16 protein-coding genes and 1 pseudogene are annotated in these 15,227 nt (G+C 69.3%); 7 read left to right on the top strand and 10 right to left on the bottom strand.

Annotated elements, in window-relative coordinates:
* Window positions 1–22: 22 nt before the first annotated feature.
* Window positions 23–499, bottom strand: coding sequence for a tripartite tricarboxylate transporter TctB family protein (locus tag JUB11_RS19595; RefSeq protein WP_207460263.1), 477 nt, complete (start codon window positions 497–499; stop codon window positions 23–25).
* A 57-nt stretch (window positions 500–556) separates the two neighbouring features.
* Window positions 557–1,525, bottom strand: coding sequence for a tripartite tricarboxylate transporter substrate binding protein (locus JUB11_RS19590; RefSeq protein ID WP_207460262.1), 969 nt, complete (start codon window positions 1,523–1,525; stop codon window positions 557–559).
* Between the two features lie 238 nt (window positions 1,526–1,763).
* Here JUB11_RS19590 and acnA point away from each other — a divergent pair, with 238 nt between their 5' ends.
* The 3 genes from acnA (at window position 1,764) to JUB11_RS19575 (ending at window position 5,195) form a co-directional block, all read left to right on the top strand.
* Complete coding sequence (gene acnA, locus JUB11_RS19585; protein ID WP_348771469.1) at window positions 1,764–4,397, top strand: aconitate hydratase AcnA; 2,634 nt, start codon at window positions 1,764–1,766, stop codon at window positions 4,395–4,397.
* Between the two features lie 109 nt (window positions 4,398–4,506).
* A complete protein-coding gene (locus JUB11_RS19580; RefSeq protein WP_207460261.1) occupies window positions 4,507–4,863 on the top strand; it encodes a type II toxin-antitoxin system RelE/ParE family toxin in 357 nt (118 codons plus the stop codon).
* A 2-nt stretch (window positions 4,864–4,865) separates the two neighbouring features.
* Window positions 4,866–5,195, top strand: a complete 330-nt coding sequence (locus tag JUB11_RS19575) for an XRE family transcriptional regulator (RefSeq protein WP_247887174.1) — start codon at window positions 4,866–4,868, stop codon at window positions 5,193–5,195.
* A gap of 93 nt (window positions 5,196–5,288) precedes the next feature.
* Here JUB11_RS19575 and JUB11_RS19570 read toward each other — a convergent pair whose 3' ends face one another.
* From JUB11_RS19570 to JUB11_RS19560, 3 genes are all read right to left on the bottom strand, one after another.
* Window positions 5,289–7,043 (bottom strand): cation:proton antiporter, encoded by a 1,755-nt coding sequence (locus JUB11_RS19570; protein ID WP_207460260.1) that lies wholly within the window; start codon window positions 7,041–7,043, stop codon window positions 5,289–5,291.
* 93 nt (window positions 7,044–7,136) lie between these two features.
* Window positions 7,137–7,793: a DedA family protein gene (locus tag JUB11_RS19565; RefSeq protein ID WP_348771468.1), complete on the bottom strand. Its 657-nt coding sequence runs from the start codon at window positions 7,791–7,793 to the stop codon at window positions 7,137–7,139.
* Between the two features lie 156 nt (window positions 7,794–7,949).
* The gene (locus JUB11_RS19560; RefSeq protein ID WP_247887173.1) at window positions 7,950–8,837 is read right to left on the bottom strand and encodes a LysR substrate-binding domain-containing protein; all 888 of its coding nucleotides are present in this window, start codon (window positions 8,835–8,837) and stop codon (window positions 7,950–7,952) included.
* A 109-nt stretch (window positions 8,838–8,946) separates the two neighbouring features.
* Between JUB11_RS19560 and JUB11_RS19555 the strand changes: the two genes are divergently transcribed.
* Complete coding sequence (locus tag JUB11_RS19555; RefSeq protein WP_207460258.1) at window positions 8,947–10,182, top strand: MFS transporter; 1,236 nt, start codon at window positions 8,947–8,949, stop codon at window positions 10,180–10,182.
* A 34-nt stretch (window positions 10,183–10,216) separates the two neighbouring features.
* Here JUB11_RS19555 and JUB11_RS19550 read toward each other — a convergent pair whose 3' ends face one another.
* A complete protein-coding gene (locus tag JUB11_RS19550; RefSeq protein WP_207460257.1) occupies window positions 10,217–10,639 on the bottom strand; it encodes a YciI family protein in 423 nt (140 codons plus the stop codon).
* A 181-nt stretch (window positions 10,640–10,820) separates the two neighbouring features.
* On the opposite strand from JUB11_RS19550, the gene JUB11_RS19545 reads away from it, so the two are divergent.
* Window positions 10,821–11,213 carry a GFA family protein gene (locus JUB11_RS19545; protein ID WP_207460256.1) on the top strand — a complete coding sequence of 131 codons (393 nt, stop codon included), beginning with the start codon at window positions 10,821–10,823 and terminating at the stop codon, window positions 11,211–11,213.
* Window positions 11,214–11,236: 23 nt separating this feature from the next.
* Here the strand turns inward: JUB11_RS19545 and JUB11_RS19540 are convergent, their stop codons facing one another.
* Window positions 11,237–11,794, bottom strand: coding sequence for a putative glycolipid-binding domain-containing protein (locus tag JUB11_RS19540; RefSeq protein WP_247887172.1), 558 nt, complete (start codon window positions 11,792–11,794; stop codon window positions 11,237–11,239).
* An 85-nt stretch (window positions 11,795–11,879) separates the two neighbouring features.
* A complete protein-coding gene (locus JUB11_RS19535; RefSeq protein WP_207460254.1) occupies window positions 11,880–12,308 on the bottom strand; it encodes a GNAT family acetyltransferase in 429 nt (142 codons plus the stop codon).
* A gap of 138 nt (window positions 12,309–12,446) precedes the next feature.
* Here JUB11_RS19535 and JUB11_RS19530 point away from each other — a divergent pair, with 138 nt between their 5' ends.
* Both JUB11_RS19530 and JUB11_RS19525 read left to right on the top strand, forming a co-directional pair.
* On the top strand, window positions 12,447–13,046 hold the full coding sequence (locus tag JUB11_RS19530) for a hypothetical protein (protein ID WP_207460253.1): 600 nt from the start codon (window positions 12,447–12,449) through the stop codon (window positions 13,044–13,046).
* Complete coding sequence (locus tag JUB11_RS19525) at window positions 13,009–13,317, top strand: hypothetical protein (protein ID WP_207460252.1); 309 nt, start codon at window positions 13,009–13,011, stop codon at window positions 13,315–13,317. Before JUB11_RS19530 ends, JUB11_RS19525 begins: the two co-directional genes overlap by 38 nt.
* Window positions 13,318–13,680: 363 nt before the next feature.
* Here the strand turns inward: JUB11_RS19525 and JUB11_RS19520 are convergent, their stop codons facing one another.
* Both JUB11_RS19520 and JUB11_RS19515 read right to left on the bottom strand, forming a co-directional pair.
* Window positions 13,681–14,532, bottom strand: coding sequence for a phage exclusion protein Lit family protein (locus tag JUB11_RS19520; protein WP_207460251.1), 852 nt, complete (start codon window positions 14,530–14,532; stop codon window positions 13,681–13,683).
* A gap of 198 nt (window positions 14,533–14,730) precedes the next feature.
* A pseudogene (locus tag JUB11_RS19515) lies at window positions 14,731–15,054 on the bottom strand (transposase); the annotation flags it as partial.
* Window positions 15,055–15,227: the final 173 nt, after the last annotated feature.

The following is a 15,227-nucleotide window of genomic DNA, read 5'->3' as shown; positions in this document are numbered from 1 at the left end:
GGATGTCCGGAAAAGGCGAGCCCTAGAACAGGCGTTCGAGCGGACCCTGGGGAAGGGTCAGGGTCAGGAGCTTCGTGAAGATCAGGTAGATACCCAGCCCCATGCCGAGGCCGAGCGCCCCGTCCGCGAGCAGCGCGCGCCGGCCGAAGGCCCGCGCTGTCGCGGTGAAGGCGACCGCCGCCGCGAGGATGAAGCCGAACCCGAAGGCCACGCAGGCGATGAGGCCGGCGAGGCCGGAGATCATCCAGGCCACGGACGCGGCGTCCATCGGGTCCGGCCGGGGCAGCCCGTCCCGGACCGCCGCCAGCAGGTGGAGGAGGCCCAGAAGTGCCAAGCCGCCCCCGACCGCGTAGGGCATCGCCTTCGGCCCGATCCCGTAGACCGCCGTCACGGTCATGCCGGCGGTGTCGAGGAACAGCATGGCGGAGGCCGCCAACAGCCCCAGCCCGACCGCAAGGGCGGCCACGTCGACGCGTGGCGTCCGGTTCGAGGGCATCATCGTCTTTCCTTTGGAGCCTGCGGGAACCTGCGCCGCGCGGCGGGTCCGGACCCGCCGTTACTTCACCAGCCCGACCGTCCGCAGCACGTCGGCGACGCGCTCGCGCTCGGCGGTGAGGAAGGCGGCGAAGCCGTCGCCGGACAGATAGGCGTCGGACCAGCCGCGGGCCTTCAGGATCTCCGTCCATTGCGGCGTCTTGACCATCTTATCGACGACCGCCGTCAGGGCCTGCTTCTGCTCCGCCGAGATGTCCGGGGCGGCCACGACGGCGCGCCAGTTGACGACCTCGACGTTCATCCCCTGTTCCTTCAGGGTGGGGACCTCCGCGCCGGCCAGCCGTTCCGGCGAGGACAGGGCGAGCGCGCGCAGCCGGCCGCTTTTGATCTGGCTTTCGAACTCGCCGTAGCCCGACACGCCGGCCGTGACGTGCCCGCCGAGCATGGCGGCCAGCGCCTCCCCGCCGCCGGAGAAGGGGATGTAGTTGATCTTCGACGCGTCGGCCCCGGCCGCCTGCGCGAAGAGTGCCGCCAGGATGTGGTCGGCGCCGCCGGCCGATCCGCCGGCCCAGACGACCTTGCCGGGCTCCGCCCTGATGGCGGCGGCGAGGTCCTGGACGGTCTGGTGGGGCGAGGCCTTCGGCACGACGATGACCAGCGGGTCGGCGGTCAGGCGCGCGATGGGCGTCACCCGGTCCAGCCCGACCGGTGCCTTGTTGGTGAGGATGGCGCCGACCATGGTGATGCCGTTGACCAGGAGCTGGCTGCCGTCGCCCCGGGCCGTGTTCACGAACTGCGCCAGCCCGATCGTCCCGCCGGCGCCCGTGACGTTGGTGACCTGCACGCTCCTGGCGAGGCCGGCGCCGGTCAGCGCCTGCTGCATCGAGCGGGCGGCGGCGTCCCAGCCGCCGCCGGGGCCGGCGGGGGCGGTGATCTTCAGCTCCATCTGCGCCAGGGCGGCGCCGGGCATCGCGGCGAGCGCCAGACCGGCGGCCAGCGCCACGCGGCGCACGGATGTCCTGAACGACATGGTTGTCTCCTCCCTTGCTTTTGTGTGGTGGCGGTTGGGGTGGCCCGGCGGCCTTGTCCGGGGCCGGTGTCCGCCGCCGCTTCGTGATGGCTGACGCCGACGATTGCACGCATATCACCAAAAAAGCAATGGCCGTTTTGCACGCACGCTGTTAAAAGTGCAACGCATTGACCGACATGCCCCCAAGCGCCGGCCGCCGTGGCGGGCCGGCGCAGCACCGAGAAGAGGCAGCATCCCCGTGTCCCTCATCCGTTCCGAGATCGTGAGCGCCGGCCGCCGGTACAGCATCGTCGACCTGCCGGCCGAGGCCGGCGACCGGCTGCACCGCCTGCCCTGGATCCACCGGATCCTGCTGGAGAATGTCCTGCGCCGGGACGCGGATGGGCGGGAGGCGGCGCGGGCGGCGATCCTCGATTGGGTGGAGACGGGCACCAGCGAGCGGGAGATCGCCTTCCACCCCGGCCGGGTGCTGATGCACGACACGACCTGCGGGCCGGCGCTGGCCGACATCGCGGCGATGCGGTCGGCCCTGGCGGAGGCCGGGGCCGATCCGGCCTGGCTGAACCCGGTGCTGCCGGTGGACGTGTCCACGGACCATTCGCTGCCGGTGGACGCCTTCGCGGTGCCCGGCGCCCAGGCGGCCAACATGGCGGCGGAGCTGCGGCGCAACGCCGAGCGCTACCGATTCATGAAATGGGCGACCACGGCGCTGAAGGGCATGGCCGTCCACCCGCCGGGCACGGGGATCATGCACACGATCAACCTGGAGCGGCTGGCGACCGTCGTGGCGACGGAGAGCCGAGAGGACGGGGAGTGGGCCTTTCCCGACACGCTGATCGGCACCGACAGCCACACGCCGATGATCAACGGCATCGGCGTGCTGGCCTGGGGCGTCGGCGGGCTGGAGGCGGAGAGCGTCATCTTCGGCATGCCGGTGATGCTGCGCATCCCCGAGGTGGTCGGAGTGCGGCTGACGGGCGCCTTGCGCGAGGGAGTTCTGGCGACGGACCTGGCGCTGGCCGTGACTGAGCGGCTGCGGCGCATCGAGCTGTCCGGGCGCTTTGTGGAATTCCACGGGCCGGGCGTCTCCGCCCTGTCTGCCGGGGAGCGGGCGGTGGTGGCGAACATGGCGCCGGAGTATGGCGCCTCCAGCGGCTATTTCCCCATCGACGGGGCGACGCTGCGCTATCTGGAGCGGACGGGGCGGGACGCGGCGCGCGTCCGGCTGGTGGAGGATTACGCGCGGCGGCAGGGGCTGTGGTTCGACGCGGATGCCCGGCCGCGCTACAGCGAGACCATCGACTTCGACCTGTCGGCGGTCGGGATGAGCCTGGCCGGGCCGCGCCGCCCGCAGGACCGGATATCCCCGGACCGGACCGCCGAGGCGCTGGCGGTCTTGCGCGGGGGCAGCCCGCTGCGCGCGGCGGACGGCGCCGGGCCGCCGGACGGGGCGGTGGCAATCGCCGCCATCACGAGTTGCACCAACACGTCGGATCCGCGGCTGATCGTCGCCGCCGGCCTGCTCGCCCGCAAGGCGCGGGGGCTGGGGCTGAGGCCAGCGCCCTGGGCCAAGACCTCGCTGGCGCCCGGATCGCCGACGGCGGAACGCTATCTGCGCCGGGCCGGGCTGCTGGAGGATCTGGAGGCGCAGGGGTTCGGCATCGTCGGGTACGGCTGCACGACCTGCATCGGCAATTCCGGCGCGCTGACCCCGGCGATCCGCGAGGCGATGGCGGAGCGTGGCATCCTGCCGGCCGCCGTGCTGTCGGGAAACCGCAACTTCCCCGGCCGCGTCCACCCGGAGCTGGACGCGGGCTTCCTCGCCTCCCCTCCCCTGGTCGTCGCCTACGCGCTGGCGGGCGACGTGAACCGGGACATCCTGTCGGACCCGCTGGGCCGGGCTTCCGACGGGCGGCCGGTGCATCTGCGGGACGTCTGGCCGAGCGGGGCGGAGATCGACGCGGCGCTGGACCGGGCGATTGAGGCGGGCGACGTGGCGGCGGCCTTCGACGCGGCGGAGGCCAGCGAAGAGTGGCGGGCGCTGGAGGCGCCGGAGGGGCCGGTCTTCCCCTGGGACCCGGCCTCCACCTACATCCGGCGGCCGCCCTTCGCCACGGCCTCGGCCGAAAGCCGGCTCGGCCGGTACCTCGCCGACCCGATCCTGGTGGTGGGCGACGACATCACCACGGACCACATCTCCCCCGTCGGGCAGATCCCGCCGGACAGTGACGCCGGGCGGCACGTGATCGCCCGGGGGGACGACCCCGGGGACCTGAACGTCTATGCCTCGCGCCGGGCGAACTGGGAGGTGATGCTGCGCGGCCTCTTCACCAACCGCGCCGTCCGCAACCTGCTGGACCCCACCCTTCCCGCCGGCCAGACCATCCACGCGCCGACCGGCGAGCGGATGGCGCTGTGGCGGGCGGCGGAGCGCTACGCCGAGGAGGGGCGCCCCGTGGTGATCGTCGCCGGCGAGCGGTACGGCATGGGATCGTCGCGCGACTGGGCGGCGAAGGGGGTCGGGCTGCTGAATGCCCGGGCCGTGCTGGCCGTGGGGTTCGAGCGCATCCACCGCTCGAACCTCGTCGGCATGGGCATCCTGCCCCTGCGCCTACCGGCCGAGTTCCATCCGGAGCGGCTGGGGCTGAAGCCCGGCGACCGGATCGAGGTCGCGGCGGAGGCGGAGGGCCTGACGCCGCGCGCGGCGGTTCCGGTGACCATCCGGCGGGCGTCGGGGGAGACGCAGGAGTTTACGGCGCAGGCGGCGGTGGAGACGTCGCTGGAGGTCACGCTGCTGCGGATGGGGGGGATTTTTCCGCTGATGCTGGCGCGGGCGATGGGGCGGGAAACGTTCGCGACGTTAGCAGAATAATGCTCAGGCAATGGAGATGGTTGAGACCGGCTCCACACCCTCGCCCTCATAGCTTCTGCCCTATTTTTTTCCCATTGCTAGAAAATAGGCTCCACCCTATTTTCCTTTCATGCACGCCGTGCTCTTCCATGCCGCGTTTGCGACCGAGTTCAGGGCTCTTCCGCAGGCCATACGGATCGATTTGGCCGCCGCTGCCAAGGTGATCGGCGAGCGCGGCCCTTCCCTCGGCCGGCCGCATGTCGACACGCTGAACGGGTCGAAGCATGCCAACATGAAGGAGCTGCGCTTCAGGTCGCATGGCGGCGTGTGGCGCGTGGCGTTTGCCTTCGATCCGAAGCGCAACGCCATCCTGCTGGTCGCGGGCGACAAGAGCGGCGTGTCGGAAAAGCGGTTCTATTCGACGCTCGTCGCCACCGCCGACCGGCGATACGACGACCATCTTGCCGACCTCAAGAAAGGGGACTGAGCATGGCGATCCCGTTGGAGCAGATCCTGTCCGAAATGACGCCCGAGGAGCGTGCGGCCGTCGAGGCGCGCAAGGCGGAGTTCCTGGCCGAAATCGATGGCCTCGCCGAGTTGCGCCGGATCGCCGAACTGACCCAGGGCCAGGTTGCCGAAGCCCTGAACATCAAGCAGCCGACCGTCCACCAGATCGAGAAGCGCACGGACCTGTATCTCTCCACCCTGCGGCGGTTCGTGGAAGCGGCCGGCGGCGAACTGGAATTGCGGGTGACGCTGCCGGGCAAGGGGGCATTCACGCTGACTGGAGTCGGCGAGTTGACGACCGACACCCGCTGATCGGCGCTGCACCGGCAACGGCCAGCAGCCCAAAGCGGGCGGGATGCCGTTGACGGGCGGGGCGAGGACGCGCCACCGCTTCCGCCCCCCGGCTCAAGACGCCTGCGCCGCCTCCGCCGGATCGCTGTTCTTCTGGTTCATCGTCTGCCGCTGGTGCGCCATGTCGATGAAGGCGGCGCGCAGGGTGGGGTGCTGGGCGGTGAACTGGTTGAAGTCGCGGCGGTCGAGCACGAGGAAGCGGCAGTAGTCGATGGCGGTCACGTCGGCGTTGCGGCGCGTGCCGCTCAACAGGGCCATTTCGCCGAAGAAGGCGCCGGCCTCCAGACGGATCGCGCGGCCGGCGGCGGCCACCTCGACGGCGCCGGTCGAGATGAAGAACATCTCGCTGCCGCGCTCGCCGCGGCGGATCACCCGTTCGCCGGGCGGGGCCGACCTGGGCTGGAACAGCAGCAGCAGCCGTTCCTGGTCGTAGTGGTCCAGCATGGAGAGCACCGGGAAGGTCTCCACCAGCTCCTGGATTTCCAGGCCGCGCGCCCGCTCGCGCTCCTCGGCGCGCCGGCGGGCGTCGGCAAGGCCGCGCTGGAGGTTGTCGAAATTCTGCCGGCCATAGGGGGCGTGATCGCCCGACCGCCGCGCCTGGAGCCGCTTGCGGATCAGCTCCGCCGCCAGGAAGGCTAGCGGGTTGAGGGTGATCGACAGGAGCGCGCCGGCCAGGATGAGGTCGCGGCCTTCCGGCGGCAGCAGGCCCAGCGACAGGCCGAGGCCGGCCAGGATGAAGGAGAATTCGCCGATCTGCGCGAGGCTCGCCGAGACCGTCAGCCCCATGCCCACCGGGTAGCGCAGCAGGAGCACGATGCCGAAGGCGATCACGGACTTGCCGAACAGGATCAGGGCCAGGACGGCCAGCACCGCCAGGGGCTCGCGGACCAGGATCGAGGGGTCGAACAGCATCCCGACCGAGACGAAGAACAGCACCGAGAAGGCGTCCTGCAAGGGCAGGGACTCGGCCGCCGCCTTGTGGCTGAAACGGGATTCGCTCAGCACCACCCCGGCGAAGAAGGCGCCGAGCGCGAAGGACACGCCGAACAGCACGGCCGAGCCGTAGGCGATGCCGAGCGCCACGGCGAGCACCGACAGGGTGAACAGCTCGCGCGAGCCGGTGCGGGCGGCCTTGGCGAGCAGCCAGGGAACGACCCTGGGGCCGAGCAGGACCGCCACCGCCGCGAAGGCCGCCACCTTGCCGAGCGTGACCGCCAGGGTGAGCCAGATGGGGCCGCCGGCCGCCGGAGCGTGGCCGGAGGCGCCGCCGGGCGCGTGGCCGCCGAGCGCCTCGGCGAAGGCCGGCAGCAGGACCAGCGCCAGCACCATGGCGAGATCCTCGACGATCAGCCAGCCGATGGCGACGCGACCGTCCGGGGCGTTGAGGAGGTTGCGCTCCTCCAGCGCCTTCAGGAGCACGACCGTGCTCGCCACCGACAGGCTGAGCCCCAGCACGATGCCGGCGCCGACGCTCCACCCCCAGGAAACGGCGAGGCCGGCGCCCAGCAGGGTGGCGAGCAGGATCTGCCCCACCGCGCCGGGGATGGCGATGCCCTTCACCGCCAGCAGGTCCGACGCCGAGAAGTGCAGCCCGACGCCGAACATCAGGAGAATGACGCCCATCTCGGCGAGCTGGCCGGCGAGCCCGCCGTCGGCCACGAATCCGGGGGTGAAGGGGCCGACGAAGATCCCCGCCACGAGATAGCCGACGAGGGGCGGCAGCCTCAGCCGGTCCGCCAGGAAGCCGCACGCGAAGGCAAGCCCGAAGGCGATCGAAACCGTGGCGATGAGCGGAACATCGTGAGGCACGCCGTTTTCCCCTGCTGGGCATCCATGGAGGCGGAGCATGTTACAGGCGCCCCGCAAGGGATGGAATTGGGCGCGCCGCACCCGGCGCGGCGGTCAGCAGCCCGGGGCGGGCGGCACGCCTTCCACGGGCGGGGCGAGGACGCAAGTGCGGGGTGCCGCCGGTTCCCCGCCGCCGCTGGGGGCCGACGGCACCGCCCGGTCGCCGGCGCCGCCCTTGCCGAACTCGTTCCAGGCGACATGGCCCGGCGACATCAGCAAAGGCGCCCAGATCACGGCGGACAGGACGTTGAAGACCTGGAACTGCCGGTGGGGCATGCCCATCATGCCAGCGGTCGTCGGCACCACGGCGCGCAGGGGGCCGAGGAAGCGCGCCAGGAACACGCTCTTGCCGCCGTGCTTCTCGAAGAAGGCCTCGCCCCGGCCGCGCAGGCCCGGCCGGCGGCTGAAGGGCCAGAGCTGGAACAGCCGCTCGCCGTATCGGCGGCCCAGCCAGTAGGAGGCGGCGTCGCCGAGGATGGCGCCCGCCGTGATCGCGAGGAGGATCGTCCAGAAATCGAGCACGCCCGCGGCCGCCAGCCCGCCGGCGGCGGTCAGCACGACGATGCCCGGGATCACGAGCCCGACCAGCGTCAGCCCTTCCGCGAAGGCCACCAGGAAGACGATGGCCTCGGCCCAGTCCGCGTGCGCCTCGATGAAGCCGGCGAGCATGGCGCCCTGGGCCGAAAGAAGATCCGTCAGTGTCGTCGGCACGGTGATCCTGATCCCTGGTGGATGATGCTGGGGGCTGATGCCCTGCGGGGCGTGCCGGTGGCGAATCCGGGTGCCAGTCCCGCAACATGAGGGGATTAGATCATCCTGGCGTCCGGGGGAAGACCGTGCGCGAGGCGGGCGGGCGATTGGGCGCCGCTACCGTCCCGTTTCCCGCGCCAGCGCCAGGAAACCCGCGATGTAGTCCACCGCTTCCTCGCCGCGGCGGACGCCGAGGTGGATGCTCTTGCCGATGCCATCGGGACCCAGCCGCACGGTCCGGAGGGGAAGGTCGGCCCCCTCCTCCCGCACCAGCCAGTCCGGCAGGACGGTGACGCCGCGCCCGGCGGCGGCGAGTTGCAGCATCAGGTCCACCGTCTCCGCCGTGCGGTGGCGGCGCGGCCGGCAGTGGGCGGGAAGGAGGAAGCGGGTGTAGACGTCGAGCCGTTCCAGCCCGACCGGGACGGTGATCAGTTCCTCGTCCAGCAGGTCCCGCGGCTGCGCCACGCCGCGCGCGGCCAGCGGGTGGGCCTCGTGCACCACCAAGATCAGTTCGTAATCGAAGACGGGCGTGAACAGGACCTCGTGCGATTCCACCGGATCGGGGGTGATCAGCAGGTCGATCTCGTCCTCCAGCAGGGCGGCGATGCCGTCGAAGCGGAAGGCGGTGCGGACCTCCAGGTCCACGTCCGGCCAGCGCGCGAGGTAGAGGGCGGTCCGGCGCATCAGCCATTTCTGGCAGGGGTGGCATTCCATCCCCACCCGCAGGGCGCCGCGCCGGCCCGAGGCGAAATCGGCCAGGACCCGCTCGGCGTGTTCGATCTGCGGCAGCACGCGTTGCGCCAGCGCCAGCAGATGCGCGCCCGCCTGGGTGAAGCGCAGGCCGCGCCCCTTCTTCGTCCAGACCGCGACGCCCTGGCGCTCCTCGAACTTGCGCACCGTGTGGCTCAGCGCCGACTGGCTGAGGTTCAGCCGGGCGGCGGCGGCGGTGACGCTGCCCAGGCGGTCCACCTCGCGGAGGATCGCGAGAAGCTGGCGGTCGAGCATCCATGACTCCCGTTCATTCATCCATGAGAACAAACCATTTCCGTTCATGATGCGCGGCCATTACTGCTGGAACAACCGCCCGCCGGCCAACGCACAGCCCGAGGAACCCATGTCCCAAGCCGAAACCAGCCCCGCAGGCGGCGCCGCGCCCGCGAGCCCCTATGGGCATGAGATGGGCAACGTGGTGCGGCTGACCGTCGCGCAGGCGCTGGCCGGCGCCAACGCGGTGGTCGTCTACGCGACGGGCGCCATCGTCGGCAACACGCTGGCGCCCAGCCCGGCGCTGGCGACGCTGCCGATCTCGATCTTCGTGGTGGGCATGGCGGTCTGCACCCTGCCGGCCGGCGCCATCGCCCGGCATCACGGCCGCCGCGCCGCCTTCCTGGCGGGAACGGGATGCGGCGTGCTGGTCGGGCTGCTGTCGGCGCTCGCGGTGGTGCTGGGGTCCTTCGCGCTGTTCTGCGCGGCGATGGTGTTCGGCGGGGCCTATGCCGCCGTGGTCCTGTCCTTCCGCTTCGCCGCCGCCGACTGCGCGCCGCCGGAGCGGCGCCCGCGAGCCATGTCCGCCGTGATGGCGGGCGGGGTGTTCGCCGGGGTCATCGGCCCGCAGCTCGTCACCCACACGATGGATCTGTGGGCGCCCTACCTGTTCGCGGCCACCTACCTGGCGCAGGCCGGCGTGGCGCTGCTGTCGGCGCTGGTGCTGGTCGGCGTGCGGCTGCCCATGCCGACGGCGCAGGAGATCGCCGGGGACCGGCCGCTCGGCGTCATCGCGCGCCAGCCCCGTTTCGTCACCGCCGTGGTCTGCGGGGTCGTGTCCTACCTGCTGATGAACTTCATCATGACGGCGGCGCCGCTGGCGATGCGGCTGTGCGGCCTGTCGCAGGAATCCTCCAACCTCGGCCTGCAATGGCACGTGATCGCGATGTACGCGCCGAGCTTCTTCACGGGAGGGCTGATCGCGCGGTTCGGCGCGCCCCGCATGGTGGCCGCCGGGCTGGCGCTGATCGCCGCCGCCTCCGCCGCCGGGCTGGCCGGGGTGGATGTCGCGCATTTCTGGGTGAGCCTGATCCTGCTGGGGCTCGGCTGGAACTTCGGCTTCCTGGGCGCCTCGGCCATGGTGCTGGAGTGCCACCGCCCGGAGGAGCGGACGCGGGTGCAGTCGCTGAACGACTTCATCGTGTTCGGGACGATGGCGCTGGGCTCCTTCGCGTCCGGGGGGCTGCTGACGGCCTATGGGTGGGACCGGGTCCTGTGGGTGTCCTTCGCGCCGCTCGCGCTGGCGGTGGCGGCGCTGGTCCTTTCGGCGGCGGGCCGCGGCGAGGCGGCGGCGAAGGGGGCCTGAGGGTTTTGCCGGGCCGGGCGCCGGCCGCGACGCCTCAGCGGCCGGCCAACCCTTCGCGGAGGCGGTCTTCCCGTTCGGCGGCCTCCGGCGTCAGGGCGTCGCCGAAATCGGCGGCCTCGTACAGGGGGCGGATCTCGATCTCGCTGGGGCCGGGCATCGGGTTGGGGCAGCGCTTCACCCAGTCCACCGCCTCGGCCATGTCCTTGACCTGCCACAGCCAGAAGCCGGCGACCAGCTCGCCGGTCGCGGCGAAGGGGCCGTCGATGACCGTGCGGCCCGCGCCGTCGAAGGCCACCCGCTTGCCGTGGGCCGACGGCTTCAGCCCCTCGCCGGCCAGGAGGATGCCGGCCGCGGCCAGCTCCTCGTTGAATTTCCCCATGGCTTCGAGCAGGTCGGCCGAGGGCAGGATGCCCGCTTCGCTGTCCTTCGTCGCCTTCACCAGAACCATGACGCGCATCGTACGGTTTCCTCCGATTTTGGGACCATGGGCGGCCCGCGTGATCATACGATGAACGGGCGGTGGGTTGGTGGGAATCCGGGGGAAGACGATCCGGCTGGTGGGCCGGCGCCGCGTTCATGGACGCCCGGCGGGGATCGTTGTAGACATTCCGCCTGCCTGATTGCTGGGGAGACGCGGCATGGACCGGTTCACGGGCGGTTGCCTGTGCGGCAATGTTCGGATCGTGGCGACGGGGCGCCCCTACCGGGTCGGCCTTTGCCACTGCCTCGACTGCCGCAAGCACCATGGGGCGCTGTTCTACGCCGCCGCGATTTTCCCTGCGGATGCGGTGACGGTGGGGGGCGAGACCCGCGACCATGCCGGGCGGTTCTTCTGTCCCCGTTGCGGCTCGTCCGTCTTCGCGCGCTTCGCCGATGAGGTGGAAGTGAACCTGGGCTCCCTGGACGCCCCGGACCAGCTGACGCCGACCTACGAGTGCTGGACCATCCGCCGCGAATCCTGGCTGCCGCAATTTCCGCTCGCGATACGGTACGAGCGCGACCGTGAGGGCACGGGGCGGTCCGAGGGGTAGGACGCGCCGGCTCATCACCCTGTTCAGGCGCCCGCTATCCGTTCGAACAGATGCTGGTAGCGAAGGATCAAGCCGCGCCCATCAACCTCGAGATCGGCTTCGAAGCCAGCGGACAGCCCGAGATCGACATAGCGCAGGCGATCGGGACCCAAACGGTCGTATCGCTGACGGGACCGCGCCACAGTCATCGCCGCTCCGTCCACGAAGCAGGTGTCGAGCGTGAGGCTCTCCCCCGCGCGTTGGGGCGTCCGGCGGATCGGGAAGCTGTTGCAGAAGGGGGTGACGGAGAGGTCCGGTTCTTCCGCTCCATCAAGGTCGCTCCGCCTCATGCCATCGACACACCAGCCGCCATCCCTGCGCTCGAGCTGGAGGCGCTCATGCCCGTCCAGCCGCCATCGGTCCACGCTCAACGACAGGACCCGCCAGTCCGGAGTAAGCCGCCACCGGTGATCGAGCCTGAAGCCGCCCGCCTCCATGCAGATCACGGTCGAGCCCGCGAGCACCGCGTCCGTGGAGACCGTGAGCACGAGCCGTTCCATGCCCGGCATGTCCGTGCGTTGCCAAAACAGGATCTCCGTCATGCTCCGCATCGCCTATGCTCCCATGTGCAGCGTACCGGCCATCAACAGCTCCTGCCGCCTTGCCAGCCACGGGTGGACCGTGGGCCTACTCCGGCTTATCCAGCCATTTGCCCATGACCACGCGCGGCGCCACCTCGAACCCAAGCTGTTCGTAGAAGGAGACCACCTTGGTGTTGGTCTCCCGGACCAATAGTTGGGCTTTGACCACGCCCCTTTGCCGCAGCCACTCCTCCGCGGCCTGCACCATGTGCCGGCCGATCCCGTTGCCACGGGCATGAGGAGCGGAGGCGACGTAGTAGAGCCAGCCCCGGTGGCCGTCATGCCCGACCATCACGCTGCCGCTGATGCGGCCGGCCTCATCCTCACCGACCAGCACGTCGGAGCAGGCACCGGCCTTCGCGAAGCGGAAGTCGGCGGCGGGATCGTTGTAGCTCGCGACCAGACCGCAGGCGCGCCACAACTCGACGACGCCGGGCTCGTCTTCCGGCACGGCGCTTCTGATGGTCAGCGGCATGAGACGAGGTCCCGAGACAGTTGTGGATAAGGCTACGTTCACGAATTAGCCATTACAGACCCTTCAGGCGAGGGTGAACTCCGTTGTTGCTTGACGCTTGGTCTCGAAAGGGCTCCCTTATTCCCTTTGGGCTTTGTCATGACCGACCTCCTCTCCCGCGTCGAATGGAAACACGATGATCTGGCCAACGACTTGGCGGCCCATGTGGGCGGCACAAACCGGCTGACCTTCACCGACATGCAGCTTGGGCCGTCCGGCTCCGTGCGGCCCGACGTCTACACCATCCCGACCACCTACAGCCGTTTCTGCCCCCTCGCCTATGAGTGCAAAATCAGCGTGGCGGACTTTCGCGCCGACGTCACCGCTGGGAAGTGGCAGAGCTATCTACCCTTCGCGTCGGCCGTGATCTTCGCAGTGCCGGTCGGCCTGATCGGCAAGCAGGACCTGCCCCATGGGTGCGGCCTGATGACGCGCGGGCCGAACGGCTGGCGGATGGTCAAGTCCCCGACCTTGAGGCCGGTCGAAAATCTCCCCCTCGCCGCCTGGCAGAAGCTGCTGTTCGACGGCGTCGGCAGGGCGGAGCGGTTTCGGCAGGCGGAGCCGCGCAAGGCCTCCCGCTGGCACGCCCGTGATGTTGTCGCGCGCCGGATCGGGCAGGACGTCGCCGACCTATTCGAATATGCGGACGTGGCGCGCGAAAGTGGCCGACAAGCTGGTGGCCCTGACCGGCCGGCGTGAGCAGGACGCCAGCGGCTATGGGATGTGCAAGACGATCCAGAACTTGGCCTATCACGCGAAACTCACGCGGAACACCTGGGCCGCGCTCGCTGGCGTCCTCGGGCTGAACAGCGAATGGCCAGACTGGAAGGCGATAGACGAGGCGAAAACGCGCATCGCCCGCCTGAAGCCCGGCGCCGATGGCGAAGCCGTCCGCGACAAGATCAACGACCTGCGCCGCCAGCTCGATCGCATGGAGTGCGATCTGGTCGGGGCGCCCCCTTGCCCGTAAACGCTCGTTTTTGACACCCGCCAAACTGAACGGGATTTCCCCGTTTCCCGCTCAGTCGCAACCACACATTAGAGAAGACAAATTGACTACCGTCCAGATCGGACCCGCAACGCTGATGCTGGGCGATAGCGCCGAACGCGGGGTCTGAGTAGCAACGGAACAGAAAACCTATGTAAGCCGCCGCGACCGCCTCCTGTGAGCCATCAGCGAACTTTTGAATTCTGTCGATGAGCCAGGACATTGAACGTGACTTATCCGCAAAAACCCGCACCGGCGTTTGTGCAACCGGACTGCGGCTGTTGAGACAGGAAATTGCGGATAAGCAAGGGTATTCTAGCTTGGCGTGCTCAGTATTGGGAAATTCTAGAAGTGAGGCGCGCCCGGTAAGATGCAACCGAGTGCTTGGAAGGCAAGCTCAGCCACGTGCTCTGCCTCAGCTTGTCGGTCGGCGCCGAAGATCGCCTTGACGGCGTCAATTCGATCACGGAGCGCCGGATGAGTGGCGCTCTGCTCCCAATGTCCATTGGTCAGAAGAGCAATGTTGAACAGGCTGATGTAGATTGCGAGCTGGCGTTTACAGCGGACCTTGTCAGCCGGGTAGCCACTGGAGGCGGCGTAGTCGCCGATGCACTTTGTCAGGAAGGTCGTGGCGAAGGAGTCGCAGTCCAGTTCCTCCGCTCTGACCCCGGCTTCATCATCCAAAGCGGCGGCAGTTCCGCTTTGCTGGTTCTGAATGTGGCGGAACTCATGAAGCAGCGCCCAGCCGCTGGCGATCGTGGCCAATTCGCCCACCGCCCGTTCCTCGGGATTAGCCTTGCCGTCCAGATAGACACCCGGCAAAGGCACACCACTCGGATAGGGGACAGTCTCGGGATCGACAGCGGCTAGGATGCCGTTGAAGGTGGAGAGCATAGCCTTCAGCCGCGTCCAGTCTGGTGCGGTCTGCTGAGTCTCGGGGGTGGCGCTGAATGCCTCCCACGCGATGAAGGCACCCAGCCAAATTAGCCTCATCGCCCGGTTGTTGAACCGAACGTATTTGTAAGCGCCAGCGTCGAAGAGGAACGGGCCATTGGGATGGTTGTCCTCATGGACTTGGAATTCCGGCGCAAACCGTTCCCAAAGGTCGTCGAGCTCCGTCTTCCGCTCCGGCGCACACCCGTTGAAAAGCGCCCGCGCTGCACTCTGAACCTGTGCGTCCCCTCGCCCATCACTCATAAGAATCCTCCAAGTTTCTGCGAATAACATACCAGAAGCGAGCTATTAACAGGACGCGGAAAAACGAGCCTGTGCAGCGCTCTTGCCTTCGCTGAGGCTTGAAAATGGCGTCTTCCACACCCGTTTTGGTCGAGATGGAGGTCTTTTGCCTCGCTCCGAAGCTCCGGAGCCGCCATTCAGGCGGACTCCGGGCGTACTTTACGCGGCGGCCAGCAGCTTGGGCAGGCGGATCAGGTTGTAGGCGGTGGCGGTCAGCGTGAAGACCCAGCCGACGCGAGCCGTGCCGCGATGGCGCGTCTTGCGCAAACCGGCTCCCTTGATCCAGCCGAAGACCTCTTCGATCCGTTTGCGGATGCGCAGGCTGACTTGGTAGCCGGGGTGGCGGGTGGTCCGGCCGTCGATGGCCGAGCGGCGATTGCGGGTGTTCTGGGCGACATGCGGGGCTGCGCCGAGGGCGCGCATGTCTGCCACGAAATCCTTGGTGTCGTAGGCCTTGTCGGCTCCGACCGTGATGCGGTGGCGGCCGGGGATGGGGAGTGTCCGGAATTTCGTGCTCGGCAGGGGCGGTTTCAGTTTCAGGCGCTCATCGCCTTTGTGAAGCGCTCGCCGAACATGATGGCCATCTGTGCCTTGGCGGCCGTCCATTCGCGGGCTGACATCTTCCAGTCTTTCTCGGCACGGTTCAAGACGAGAAA

Source organism: Azospirillum sp. SYSU D00513 (assembly GCF_017356015.1).
Classification (GTDB): Bacteria; Pseudomonadota; Alphaproteobacteria; order Azospirillales; family Azospirillaceae; genus Azospirillum.
The sequence above is the reverse complement of the archived record's forward strand: the minus strand, read 5'-3'. Positions and strand labels throughout refer to the sequence as shown.